Annotated in this window: 11 protein-coding genes; 3 read left to right on the top strand and 8 right to left on the bottom strand. The window is 57.4% G+C overall.

All coding sequences use genetic code 11. The features are described from left to right. Positions 1-109: 109 nt before the first annotated feature. Positions 110-535 carry a hypothetical protein gene (locus AC0V60_RS01050; protein WP_486176710.1) on the bottom strand — a complete coding sequence of 142 codons (426 nt, stop codon included), beginning with the start codon at positions 533-535 and terminating at the stop codon, positions 110-112. A gap of 319 nt (positions 536-854) precedes the next feature. On the opposite strand from AC0V60_RS01050, the gene AC0V60_RS01045 reads away from it, so the two are divergent. Continuing rightward, the gene (locus AC0V60_RS01045) at positions 855-2,417 is read left to right on the top strand and encodes a hypothetical protein (protein ID WP_486176709.1); all 1,563 of its coding nucleotides are present in this window, start codon (positions 855-857) and stop codon (positions 2,415-2,417) included. 121 nt (positions 2,418-2,538) lie between these two features. Further along, positions 2,539-5,238, top strand: a complete 2,700-nt coding sequence (locus tag AC0V60_RS01040; protein WP_486176708.1) for a TonB-dependent receptor domain-containing protein — start codon at positions 2,539-2,541, stop codon at positions 5,236-5,238. Between the two features lie 128 nt (positions 5,239-5,366). Here the strand turns inward: AC0V60_RS01040 and AC0V60_RS01035 are convergent, their stop codons facing one another. From AC0V60_RS01035 to AC0V60_RS01025, 3 genes are all read right to left on the bottom strand, one after another. Next, a complete protein-coding gene (locus AC0V60_RS01035; protein ID WP_486176707.1) occupies positions 5,367-6,038 on the bottom strand; it encodes a response regulator transcription factor in 672 nt (223 codons plus the stop codon). A gap of 98 nt (positions 6,039-6,136) precedes the next feature. Continuing rightward, the gene (locus AC0V60_RS01030; protein ID WP_486176706.1) at positions 6,137-7,153 is read right to left on the bottom strand and encodes an aldo/keto reductase; all 1,017 of its coding nucleotides are present in this window, start codon (positions 7,151-7,153) and stop codon (positions 6,137-6,139) included. A 244-nt stretch (positions 7,154-7,397) separates the two neighbouring features. Next, positions 7,398-8,138 carry an SDR family NAD(P)-dependent oxidoreductase gene (locus AC0V60_RS01025; RefSeq protein WP_486176705.1) on the bottom strand — a complete coding sequence of 247 codons (741 nt, stop codon included), beginning with the start codon at positions 8,136-8,138 and terminating at the stop codon, positions 7,398-7,400. Positions 8,139-8,202: 64 nt separating this feature from the next. Between AC0V60_RS01025 and AC0V60_RS01020 the strand changes: the two genes are divergently transcribed. Further along, complete coding sequence (locus AC0V60_RS01020; RefSeq protein WP_486176704.1) at positions 8,203-8,526, top strand: GIY-YIG nuclease family protein; 324 nt, start codon at positions 8,203-8,205, stop codon at positions 8,524-8,526. A 62-nt stretch (positions 8,527-8,588) separates the two neighbouring features. Here AC0V60_RS01020 and AC0V60_RS01015 read toward each other — a convergent pair whose 3' ends face one another. The 4 genes from AC0V60_RS01015 to AC0V60_RS01000 all read right to left on the bottom strand — a co-directional run bounded on the left by AC0V60_RS01015 (position 8,589) and on the right by AC0V60_RS01000 (position 12,965). Then, on the bottom strand, positions 8,589-9,731 hold the full coding sequence (locus tag AC0V60_RS01015; protein WP_486176703.1) for an acyl-CoA dehydrogenase family protein: 1,143 nt from the start codon (positions 9,729-9,731) through the stop codon (positions 8,589-8,591). 97 nt (positions 9,732-9,828) lie between these two features. After that, positions 9,829-10,638 carry a ferredoxin--NADP reductase gene (locus AC0V60_RS01010; RefSeq protein WP_486179407.1) on the bottom strand — a complete coding sequence of 270 codons (810 nt, stop codon included), beginning with the start codon at positions 10,636-10,638 and terminating at the stop codon, positions 9,829-9,831. A 177-nt stretch (positions 10,639-10,815) separates the two neighbouring features. Beyond that, positions 10,816-11,853 carry a Fe(3+) ABC transporter substrate-binding protein gene (locus AC0V60_RS01005; RefSeq protein WP_486176702.1) on the bottom strand — a complete coding sequence of 346 codons (1,038 nt, stop codon included), beginning with the start codon at positions 11,851-11,853 and terminating at the stop codon, positions 10,816-10,818. A 77-nt stretch (positions 11,854-11,930) separates the two neighbouring features. After that, positions 11,931-12,965 carry an ABC transporter ATP-binding protein gene (locus AC0V60_RS01000; protein WP_486176701.1) on the bottom strand — a complete coding sequence of 345 codons (1,035 nt, stop codon included), beginning with the start codon at positions 12,963-12,965 and terminating at the stop codon, positions 11,931-11,933. Positions 12,966-12,978: the final 13 nt, after the last annotated feature.

The raw sequence follows: 12,978 nt of genomic DNA, 5'->3' as shown, positions 1-12,978 counted from the left end.
GCGGTGCGATAGTAATTTGCGAGCTCAAAGACGCGAAAAAGGGGACGCAATTGCCCCCTTCTCCTGAACTTTTCTCACTGGGTAATCAGCGGGATTGAAGCGCGCGGTGTCACCGATTGCGAAGAGTGAGGCGCTCAGCTTGTTGTGGAAGCGCGCGCAATTCGCCCCGCTCCAACATAGCCATGGCTTTGCGCGCTAGCTTGCGGGAGTCTGTGGTGCGCCCGTCGACTGTATCCAATTGCGCCACATCGCGCGATGCGAGAGCGGACTCAAACTGAACGCGAGCCTGCGCTTCATCGCCAATGTGCGCGTATGCGATGCCCAAATTAATCAGCAATGCAGGATCATCGGGCCGCTCTTTCAGCTCAGCGCTAATGAGGTCAATCGCAGCGAGGGCCTGCCCATCGGCAAGTGCAGCCGAAGCAAGAGCGCCCTCACCCGAAAGCGTTTGCTGCGCGGTAGCAGGTACAGCGCTGCCAATGCTAATCGCGGCGATCAGCGCGAGGCCAGATTTCGTTTTGTGCGTGCGGGTCATGCCCCATCTCCTCAATCTCTAGGCATGGAGAATGACCCAAGTGAATTATTAATGCAACAAAACTGTAACATTGTCATATTTCTGAGATTTTTTGATATTTTGATTAAACTTATCAATATCTTGATATCCACCCCTGTGCGTACAGACCTACACAATTTCACATGAATAGACTGTCATATTCGTCATATTCCAGCCAAATGACAGAACTGTCGCAAAAACTGTCGATCCGCATAAATTTTGTCACATGCCGCCCCTAGCCGGACCTCACGCGAAATAGATTCGCGCTCAATGATTCTCGGTTTTTAGGGGACCTCGGCTTGTGAAGAACATTCAACGCACTCTCATTCTTGGCGCCAGCATCGTAGCTCTTGCAGGCTGCGGAGCGGACGAAATTGTGTCACCTGGCACATCGGGCGATATCATCATCAACAACCCGGCCCCGGCACCAACTCCCACGCCAACCGGGACCCCTCCAACGGGAACAGTGACGCCTGCTGCGGGCTGTCCAACAATCGCTTCAACCGGCGGCTTGACCGATGACGGCACGATCACAGGCCCTACCGGTGAGTACCGTGTCTGCACTCTACCAGCGACTTTCGATGCCGACGACAACCTCCCCTTCATCGAAGGCCTGCTCTACCAAATCCAAGACACCGTATCGGTCGGCTCTGACCAAGGTTTCAGCAGCACAGGCACAGATGTCACACTCTCGGTTGAACCCGGCGCAATCTTCTTTGCTCAGGCAGCATCTGCCCTCATCGTGAACCGCGGCAACGCGCTTGATGCGAGCGGCACAGAGACGATGCCGATTGTCTTCACCAGCCGCGACAACGTCCTTGGCCTTAACAATGACAGCAGCCAAGCCCAGTGGGGCGGGATTGTGATGCTCGGCCGCGCACCGGTTTCCGATTGTCAGGACAATGTGTTCAACACAGCCGCTGCTCCAACCGCCAACGCGACATGTCAACAGCGCCTCGAAGGAGCTGCGCAAACCTTCTTCTTTGGCGGCGGCGACGATGCGGACAGCTCAGGCACGCTTGAGTTTGTTCAGATGCGCTTCTGCGGCTTTGAACTTACTCAAGGCAACGAGCTTCAGTGTCTGACCACAGGCGGCACCGGCTCTGGCACAACCTTCAACCACATCATGAGCTTCAACAGCTCGGATGACGGCGTTGAGTTCTTCGGCGGTTCAGTCAACATGAGCCAGCTTGCTGTGATCGGTGCATCGGACGATTCGATTGACGCAGACTCGGGCGTTCAAGCGAACATCGAAGACGCAGTTGTGGTTCAGCGCAGCAGCACAGGCGACAGTATCATCGAATTCGATTCCCCGGATGATCTTGCAGACGGCACACCGGGCAACGCTCTTCCGCAGAGCACACTCAATGTGAACAACTTCACCTTCGTCCAGCGCTCTTCGGCTTCTGGCCAAGTGGTTCGCGCACGCGGCGGCGCAGCGCTCGGTCTCACCAATGGTGTAATCGACGTGAACACCGATGACAGCGTCTGTATCCGTATTGACGAGCAGATCACTCTTGCAGCCATCATCGGCTTTAATTCTGTGGTGTGTGACGGTGTCAGCCGTCCGGTTCGCGGGTCTTCGGGTGTCAGCGATGCTGAGGTGCAAACCGAAGTGGATGCAGGCACCAATAACGACCTCACCTTCATGCTCTCCACAACCAACAATCTGGTGAACGGCGCAAGCGAGAACGGTGTGACGGTCTTTGATGCAACGGCTCGTTCCTCATTCTTCAGCTCATCCACTGTGATCGGTGCCGTGGAATCGGACCTTAGCGCAGACTTCGGTGACTGGACTTGCAACTCCAGCATCCAGGACTTCGGCAGCGCGACCGGCGATTGCACCTCGATCCCGGTTTACTAAGCCGGTTCCTTTTGAATGGAGGGGGCGCAGCGTCAAACGCAGCGTCCCCTCCTTACCTATCCGTGCCCCTTTGGCGGGGCGCATTCGTTTCTCAGACCTAATTACAAGGGGGTCTAGTACCATGTCGACCGGCTCGCGCCTCGCTGGACTGCTGCTTCTCACATCATCGCTCACTTTCCCGTCTGTTCTTCACGCGCAGAGCGCAGATGAGGCGGGCGCACAGGACGACGAATTGGCTCAAGATGTTGAAGCTGCCGAAGACGGTGAAGATGATATTCAGGAACCGGAGATTTCAGTCCCCGGCGGCGGTATCATCGTAACGGGCCGCCGTAACCGCGACCCAGCCCGTTCTTCGACGCAGGTTTTGAATGTTCTGACCGAAGAGGACATCGCGCGCACCGGAGAAGGCGATATCGCAGGCGCTTTGACCCGAGTGACGGGCCTTTCAGTGGTTGGCGATGGCCGCGTGTTTGTACGCGGTCTTGGGGATCGCTACTCGCTTGCGCTTTTGAACGGCTTGCCGCTACCAAGCCCAGAGCCGCTCAGCCGGGTTGTCCCGCTCGACATTTTCCCAACCAATGTTGTGGCCTCCTCGCTGGTGCAAAAGACCTACTCCGCCAACTACCCTGGTGAATTTGGCGGCGGTGTGATCAACCTCACCACCAAAGCTGTTCCAACCGAAGATTTTCTCACGGTTAGTATCGGTGCAAGCGGCGACAATGAGACGACCTTCAGAGAGGGCCTCACCTATTTTGGATCGGACCTTGATTCCTTCGGCTTTGACAATGGCAACCGCGCTGTTCCTTCAAACCTGCAAGCCTTCTTCGACAGCGGCGAGCGCATAGGGGCGGTTCCCCTGTCGGTCTCAGAAGGCATCGCGAGCCAGCTATTCCCGACCAATCTTGTAACGCTCCAGCGGGTCAGCCGCCAGCGCGCCAACTTGTCCGGCTCTATCACCGGCGGCTTGTCGTTTGATCTGGGCGAAGACACATTCCTCGGCATCATCGCAACCGCCGGCATTAACAACAATCTGCGCAACCGCTCTGTTCTTAGCCAGAGCGGAAGCGGTGATCTGACCGAAGTTTTCCAGGAGCAGCGCACGTTCATCACCGATGAGAACATTTTGGTGAACGGTCTCCTCAGCTTTGGCCTTGATTTTGGTGACAACACCATCCGCTGGACCAATCTGTTCATTCGCGACACGCTCAAGACCGCGCGCCTGGCGGAAGGCTTCGACATCTTCCCCGGCGTCACCGGCTTCGATTTCCAGAATCAGCACACCGCTTGGTTCGAACGTCAGCTTTTTGATACTCAGCTTGTCGGTGAGTTCGAGTTTGACCGTTTCAGCGTTGACGTTCGCGGCGGTTACGCCCGGACAGACCGCGAGGCTCCGTTCAATTCTCGCTTTAGCTACACAAGGACCAACCTGCCCGGTGATCCTTTTGGCGATCAGTTCGTTGCCTACTTCAACCAACTTTCCGACGCTGGCATTTCTACGGTCGCTTTCGATGATCTTCGCGAAGAGCTCTGGTTCGCAAGCGTCGACCTTTCTTATGAGCTGCTGGACAATCTCGAAGTGACGGCGGGTTATGCCTATTCTGACACCTCGCGCCGTTCGGAAAGCCGCGAGTTCCGGCCCTTTATCTCAGGCGATGTGCTGGATGATAGCCTCGTGCCAGCACTGGGCCTTGCCCAGCCGGGCAGCATTATCAATGACGCCACCCTTGCCGGTTTCAGCGTCACTCTAACCGAAGCGACGCCCTTCCCTGTGTTTGATGCAGGGCTTGAGATCAACGCTGGCTACGGGCTGGTGCGTTTCGTGCCAACCGATACGCTCACGTTTGAAGCCGGTCTTCGTTTCGAAGATGCGACCCAAGTCGTTGCGCTTGACCAATCGGTGTTCATCGTGCCGATCGCCGGCGCGACCGCAACCGACCTCGGCAACGATTATCTCCTGCCAAGCGGCACGATCACTTGGGAAGCAACGCCGGAACTGCAATTGCGCGTGTCGGCGTCGCAGACCATCGCCCGCCCGCAGTTCCGTGAGCTTGTTGAGCAGGTCTACTTCGACCCGGAAAGCAACCGTGAGTTCGTCGGCAACCCTCTTCTTGATGACAGCGAACTCTTCAACTTTGAGGCGCGCGGCGAGTACTACTTTGGCGGTCCCGATAAGGTCAGTCTTGCAGGCTTTTACAAGAACATCGACAACCCGATTGAGAACACGCTCCAATCGGCATCGGGCGTAGTGCGCACCGGCTTTGCCAACGCTCCGACCGCCGAGCTTTACGGTGCAGAATTCGACATCACGTATGGCATCGACCTTTTTGATCTGGGTGGAACCTTCTTCGAGACGAAGCAGATTTTGATGCAATTGAACTATACCTACACCCAGTCCGAAATCCAGGTGGGCGAAGATGATGTTGCGCCGATTATCGGCGCTCCCGACCAGCTTGCGAGCCTTCTGTTCGACGATGGCGCCCCGCTTGTGGGTCAGTCGGATCACATCGCGAACTTCTCCATCGGTATCGAGGATACAGAGAAGACCCAGCAAGCCAGCATCCTGATCAATTACGCCAGCGAGCGCGTGACCCTTCGCGGCGGCCCGCTGCCTGATGTGGTCGAAGATCCTGGCTTCACCGTCGATTTCGTCGCTCGCACGCATCTTGGGCAGATCGGCGAGAACGTCGAATTGTCCCTCCAGGTTCGCAACATCTTTGGCCGCGACAATTTCGAGTTCCAGGAAAGCGAAACCGGCCGCCTCGAAATCAACACCTTCGACGTTGGGACCAGCTTCTCAGTAGGTCTCAAAGCGGAGTTTTAGTCGGCACCTCTCTCTACCCATTCCACCATTGGGCCGATAAATCTTGGCCGTCCCTTTCAAACGGAAGGGGCGGCCTTTTTTTCGGGTATGAGAAAGGCTAACGATCTAAGACTGCCTAGAAAAGACCTCTAGAGGTCGAAGACGTATCCGATCGAGCGCACGGTGCGCAGCGGATTGCCGCCGCCCGCTGCCTTGATCGCGCGGCGCAGGCGTCCGACCCAAACATCGACAGTGCGTTCATCAAGAACAGGATCCGTTTTGCCTAGCCCCATGATGATCTCCTCGCGGCTCATCACCCGGCCTGCATTCTCCGCAAAAAAGCGCAGCAGCCGGAACTCATTGGGCCGCACATTGATCACCTTATCATTCCATCGCGCCAGAAGCGCAGTCATATCAATCCGCAACGGGCCTCGCTCAAATGCTGGAACGCCGTGCGGTTCGCAGCTGCGCAATTGCAGGGCAAGCACCCTGTCGAGCACCATTGTGCGATTAAGCGGGCCCACCAGATAGTCATCGGCTCCCGCCTTCAACGCCCGCCTGCGAAACTCAGGATCGTCCTCTTCGAGCACCATGGTCACATGAGCCCCGGCCGTGCGCGTATCGGCCCGTAGGCGGCGGCACATTTCAAGGCCAGCAAGGTCATCCATAACCCAATCGACAAAAACGAATGCTCGCCCATCGACGAGTTGCTGCGGTCCTTCCGCCCCTATCCGGCCGAAGGTGAAACACCGAGCGTCGTAGACAAAATCCCCAAGCCCTTCACCGAGCGAATTTGTCAGGAGAATGTTGACGACTTCCATGCTCACAACTGCCCACCACTGCATCTTGCATTTCGGCTCATGCAGTGGCGCGATTCTATGACGCGTTCATGACGATGGTTGTGGTCCTATCGCTTTATTCATCTGATGGTCACCTGGTCCATTGGCGGCAGCGGCATGGCGAGCCCCGTTGGCATTTTTGGGACGTATGGTGCTTCCAGCTTGCCGACCTCTTCGTTTGTGAGTTCGATATCCAGGGCGGCCACTGCATCCGCGATATGATGCGGCTTGCTTGCACCGATGATGGGCGCTGCCACCCCCTTCGTGAAGTGCCAAGCAAGACCAAGGCTTGCCATTTTGGTGCCCCGCGCCTCGGCCATTTCGGCAAGTGCCGTAATGATCGCAGCGTCCGCCGCGTCGCCGTCTTTATAAAGCGCCTTGCCAACACCGTCCGTTTCGCTGCGCACAGTGGTCTCACCCAAGGGCCGCGCCAGTCGTCCGCGCGCAAGCGGGCTCCACGGGATCACGCCCACGCCCTGATCTGCGCACAAAGGCAGCATTTCGCGCTCTTCCTCTCGGTAGAGGAGATTGAGCTGGTTTTGCATGGAGATGAACCGCGTCCACCCATTGCTGCGTGCGGTCTCCTGCGCCTTCGCAAACTGCCAAGCGTACATGGAGGAAGCGCCGATATAGCGCGCTTTGCCTGCCTTCACGATGTCGTGCAGCGCCTCCATCGTTTCCTCAATTGGGGTCGCATCGTCCCACCGGTGGATTTGGAAGAGGTCGACATAGTGCATGCCGAGCCGCGTGAGGCTATCATCAATCGCCTGCATCAAGCTCTTGCGCGACAGGCCGCCTGCATTAGGGGCGCGCCGCCACGGAATAAACGCCTTCGTCGCCACCACGATCTCATCGCGGTTGGCCATTTCTTTAAGGAGTTTGCCCGTGATCTCCTCCGAGGTGCCGCCAGCATACGCATTGGCGGTGTCGAAGAAGTTGATCCCGGCCTCGAGCGTTTGGCGAAAGAAGGGGCGGCTTTCCTCCTCATCCAAAAGCCAATCGCCGTGCCATCCAGCCGACGTGTCGCCATACGACATGCATCCCAGACACAGGCGCGAGACGCTGAGGCCGCTGTTTCCAAGCCGAGTAAATTTCATCAAAGCGCTCCTTTAATAGGCATCAATTTTGTAGGAAGTCTGGCACACTTGGCACGCTTTGCACACTGTCCAAGAGCCAAAAAACTCCGAACTCGCATTCAGCCCCATCAGATTGATATTCATGGGCTTTTTGAGATAACCTGGCAAGTTTGACCCTCTGTCAGTTTATCCAGAATGTAGGGCTTGTTATTGGCAACCCAGCGCCCGCGTAAGAAAGCGCGCTTTTCTTCCCCGGAGCACGCGCCTATTGGAGCGTCAAACCGCCATCCACCACCAGCGTGTGCCCGGTCACATAGGCCGACATGGAAGACGCGAGGAAAAGCGCCGCGCCCGCCATATCTTCTGGCGAGCCAAGCCGGCGCAGCGGTATCCTTTGGAGCGCTCCTTCAAGGCGTTCGGGGTGCTCGGTTGTGACAGTAGTTATCTTGGTCGGTACCAGCCCCGGCGCGATGCCGTTCACGCGAATACCGTCCCTTGCCCACGCCGCGCCAAGCGTCTTCACAAGGCTTACCGCACCCGCTTTGGAGGCGGAATAGGCGGGGTTGCCGATATTGGCCTTGAAGCCTGCGACCGACGACACAACCGTCATCGTGCCGCTGGCCTCTGCCAACCGCGAGTGAAAAGCGCGCGCCACATCCATGACCGAGTTAAGGTTCACGTCGATCACATCGTCCCAGCCCTCACGCTGAAACTCGCCGCGCCCATATCGCACAATGCCTTGGCATTGGATAAGAACGTCCACGGCCCCAAGCGTCTCTACCAAAGCACCCACTGCATCGCGGTCGCTCACATTCATCTGAGCGTAGGAGAGCCCGGTAAAGTCGCTGTCCTCAGCCTCAAGATAGTCGCCTTCATCAGGCCGCGTGCCCGTCACCAGCACCTGCGCCCCGTTCTTGCAAAACTCATGCGCGATGCCATTGCCGATGCCAGACGAGCCGCCAATGACGACAACGCTTTTGCCCGTGAAATCAAGTGGGTTAGTCATGTGGTTCTCTCTCTATTACAGCCTCACACGTCGCCCCGTGCTTGACACGGGGCTTGGCTAACTCATGATCGAGACGATGGCAAAGGGCGGCTGGGAATACATCATGGCAAACCGTTTCAGAGGCGGAATGTATGTTGGCGTTACCGCCGATCTACTCGCTCGGACGCACCAGCATCGCGAAGGCTCAGGCTCCATCCATGTGCACGACTTCCGCAAGACACGTTTGGTCTTCGCAGAGCGCCATGAAGAGATTGAAAGCGCTATAGCCCGCGAAAAGCTCGTCAAAAAATGGAGGCGCGAGTGGAAGTTTGCTTTGATTGAGGAGGCGAACCCCGATTGGGATGATTTGTGGGGCATATGGCTCGACGTTGACCAGAAAGCAAAGTAGCCGAGCCCCGTGTCAAGCACGGGGCGACGGTGAGAATAACAGCAAACCAGCGCTCACGCCGCTCAAATCTCGCGGCTGACGACTTCTTTCATGATCTCGCTCGTGCCGCCATAAATGCGCTGAACCCGCGCGTCGCGCCATAGCCGTGCAATCGGGTATTCGTTCATATAGCCAGCGCCGCCGTGGAATTGCAGGCAGGCATCGACCATCTCCCACTGCATCTCGGTGTGCCACAATTTCGCCGCCGAAGCCTCGCCCGTGGTAAGCTCGCCTTTGAGGTGGCGCGCAATTGCCCAATCGAGGTGCGCCCAGCCGACTTGCAGCTTCGCCGACAAATCTGCGAGGGTGAACTTGGTGTTCTGGAACTGGAAAACGGTGCTGCCAAAGGCTTTGCGCTCTTTGGTGAACTTCACCGCTTCGTCAAACGCACGCTGAGCCCCGCCCATGGCCGAAACCGCGATGGAAAGGCGCTCTTGCGGAAGCTCTTCCATCAGATGGATGAAGCCCCGGTTTTCGCCGCCGAGAATGTTGGTTTTGGGAACGCGTACGTCTTCGAAGAACAGCTCAGAGGTGTCAGCGGCATGTTGTCCGATCTTGTCGAGGTTGCGCCCGCGCGCAAAACCGGGGGTGTCAGCATCGACGAGGATCAGCGAGGTGCCCTTTGCGCCCGCTGCCGGATCAGTCTTGGCAACCACGATCACGACATCAGCAAGCTGTCCGTTGGTGATGTAGGTTTTGGAGCCATTGAGTACGAGGTGATTGCCATCCTCGGCCGCTGTGGTGCGAATGCCCTGGAGGTCTGAGCCAGCGCCCGGTTCGGTCATCGCAATCGCGGCGATAATATCGCCTGAAATCATGCCAGGCAGATATTTGGCTTTCTGCTCATCGCTTCCCAGCCGCTCAAAATAATTGACAGTGATGTCGTTTTGCAGAGTGAAGCCGGCGGACGAACCGATGTAGGCAAGCTCTTCGTCGAGCACACAATTGAAGCCGAAATCGAGACCAAGCCCGCCGTTTTCTTCGGCGACTGTCATGCACAGCATGCCCGCCTCGCCCAGCGCTTTCCACGCCTCGCGCGGGACAATGCCCTCTTCCTCGTGTTTATCGAGGTTGGGCACCATGTGTTCTGCGAACACTTTGCGAACGGTGTCACGGAACGCTTCGTGGTCTTCGTTATAGGCAGAGCGGTGCGCTGTTTCGATCATGGGTATGTGTCTCTCTCAAAGCGATTCAAGTTGCGAGCGGCAACTGACCTGAGAGAGGGGCGCAAGTAAAGCGCGATTTTGACAGGGTGGTCAGGGACTACCCGACAAATGCGCGTTCAATCACGAATTGACCGGGTTTGTTGTTTGCGCCCTCTTCAAAGCCGCGTGCTTCCAAGTCGGCAGCGTGATCCTTAATCATTGCCATCGAACCGCACAGCATCACGCGGTCGCTTTCAGGATCGAATTTTTGTGGGCCCTTGCTCTCCTTAAACAGACGGCCGTCGTCAATCAGCACCTGAATGCGGTCGGTTGTGCGGAAGTCTTCGCGCGTCACTGTGGGCACATAGATCATACGCTCACGCTGATCATCTTCGAGCAGGGGATCGCCTTCAAGTTTGCTTTCGAGCAGGTCGCGGTAGGCAAGGTCGGAGACGCGGCGCACCGAATGCACAACGATCACTTCGTCATACATCTCATAGACTTCCGGATCGCGCACAAGGCTCATGAAAGGTGCAAGGCCGGTGCCGGTGGAAAGCATAAACAAGCGCTTACCCGGCAAGAGCGCATCGGTCACAAGCGTGCCGGTTGGCTTTTTGCCAAGGTAGATGGGATCGCCTTCTTTGATGTGCTGAAGCCGCGAGGTCAGCGGGCCGTCTTGGACAATGATCGAGAGAAACTCGAGCTCTTCATCATAGGATGGCGAGGCGACCGAATAGGCGCGCAAAAGCGGTTTGCCGTCTTCTTTGGGAAGGCCGATCATCACAAATTCGCCCGAACGGAAGCGGAAAGATGCAGGCCGCGTCATCTTGAGCGTGAACAGGTCATCATTCCACTGATGGACGTGGGTGATCGTCTCAATAGACACCGCGCCGCTTTCGTTAAATGAATCGCGGGGGGAATGGGTGATGTGACAGCTGTATCGGTCAAAGTCGGCCTCAAAGATTTGGACAGCCGCAAGAGAGTCGCAGCCTGTATCGGAGGCGCAAATGGCCCTTTTGCGCGCACGCTTCAAGTTAGATTAGCGATTGGGGGGCGAAGTGTGCCTTTTGAGTGAGACTTCTCACCTCGCCCTCGAAACTTCGCCCTAATTCCAGCCAGCGCGGTCGAAAATCTGCACCGCCTCTGTCTGGCCCGAACCAATGGTGGCCGCGTTCAAAGTGTCGCTACGAAACTCGCCCATCTCTTCCAAAGCGGAATTGCCTGAGAGGCCGGAGACAGCCGGATACTCATTGTTGCCGTCCGCAAAATACCGCTGCGCACTTTCGCTAGTGAGATACTCGAGGAAGGCAATGGCATTGTCCCGGTTGGCAGCGTTCACCGTGACCCCTGCGCCGCTGACATTGACGTGCGCACCGCGATCACCGTCTGCCTGGTTGGGGAAGATCACGCCAAGTTTGTCAAAGACCGCGCGCTCTTCGCCCTCGCCGCCTGCGAAACGGCCAAGGTAATAGGAGTTCACAACCCCAATGCGGCACTCGCCAGCGGCAACGCTTTCAATCTGGGCTGTGTCATTGCCTTCGGGAGGACGTGCGAAGTTGGCTACAACGCCTTTTGCCCAGGCCTCTGCAGCCTCTGCACCTTCATTGGCGATGATGCTGGAGAGGAGCGAGATGTTGTAGATGTTGGACGAGGAACGAATGCAGATGTCGCCTTTCCATGCCGGGTCGGCGAGGTCTGCATAGGTGTCGAGCCCCTCGGGCACACCTGCTTCTTTGTTGTAAATGATCACACGCGCGCGTGTGGAAAGGCCGAACCACAGGCCATCGGGGTGGCGCAGGTGATCGGGTAGGCGCTCCGCGAGCACGTCAGATTCCACCGGTTGCAGGACGCCCGCTTCTTCGGCACGCCACAGGCGGCCGGCGTCCACAGTGATGAGGAGGTCTGCCCGGGTAAACTCGCTCTCGGTCTGTATCCGTTCGATCAGCGCATCGGCCTCTGCCTCAATGCGGTTCACCTTGATCCCAGTCTGAGCGGTAAAATCATCATAGAGCGCAAGATCGGTGTCGTAGTGACGCGAGGAGTAGATGTTTACCTCGCCCCCTTGACCAGCAGTATCGCCAGCCTCTTCGGCGCAGGCCGTGACAGTCAGCGCAGCCATACAGCCAAGAATCAGTTTTTTCATGGATCAATGCCCTTCATTTCTAATTGCGCCCCAGAAGTTGCGAATGCGTTGCAATAGTAAATCACGCATTGCAAGCCTTATCTCTGCGCAAATGCTCTTACGCTGCCTTCATGGGGGATCACACGGTAGCGTGCGCCCTCCTCAACCTGCGCGGTTGATTGCACCGTAATCTCATCGCCGTCTGCCGTTTGAAGCAGCAGCCGGCTGGCCACACCCAACGGGTGCACATCGACTACGGCAAGACCGCCCTCATCGGCGACGCACCCAAGCGTTTCGGCGTGCACAAGCAGCTCCATCTCGCCAGCACCGGGCACATCGCCCGCAATGCACGAAAGCGGCCAAGAGCCCAGTGATGTGATCAAGGCATCGCCTTCGCGCCGCGCTTTGACCACTTGCGCCCCGCCAAAAATCGCGCCCACAGAAGGCGTTGCAGGGCGTTCGTGCAAATCCTCTGGCGTGCCAAATTGGATGATGCGCCCACCCTCCATCACGGCAATGTGGTCGGCAATATCGAGCGCTTCTTCAGGGTCATGCGTCACCAAAATTGTGGTGGTGCCCGCTTCCCGCAACAGCCTGCGGCAATCGCGGCGCAGGCTTCGGCGAAGGACAATATCGACGCTGGCGAAAGGTTCATCCATGAGCAAAACTTGCGGCTCTGGTGCCATGGCGCGGGCAAGCGAGGCGCGTTGCTGTTGACCTCCGGAAAGCTCATGCGGGAAACGCGCGCCCAATCCTGCTAGACCTACCCGCTTCAACCAAGACTCGATCACATCGCTATCGCCAGAACCAGGAAGCCCGAATGCAATGTTTTTCGCAATTGTCATATGCGGGAACAGCGCCCCGTCCTGAAACACAAGGCCCACAGGCCGCGCTTCGGGCGGCGGGTTTACGCCGGGGGCCGCCATCTCTTGGCCGCCCATGCTGATACGGCCTGACTGCACCGGCAAAAGCCCCGCTGCCAGATTGAGCAAGGTTGACTTGCCCGAGCCTGAAGAGCCAAGCAGGCAGGTGATTTTTCCGCTAGGCGCGGTAAAGGCGATATCTGAAAGCGCCTCCACCCGTCCGGTTCTCCCGGTGTAAGCATGGGCAATATGTCGAAATTCAAGACTCACAAAATTGTCCGAT

The organism is Erythrobacter sp. S259 (assembly GCF_057364965.1).
Note: the sequence above shows the minus strand (reverse complement) of the source record. Positions and strands in the feature narration are given on the sequence as shown.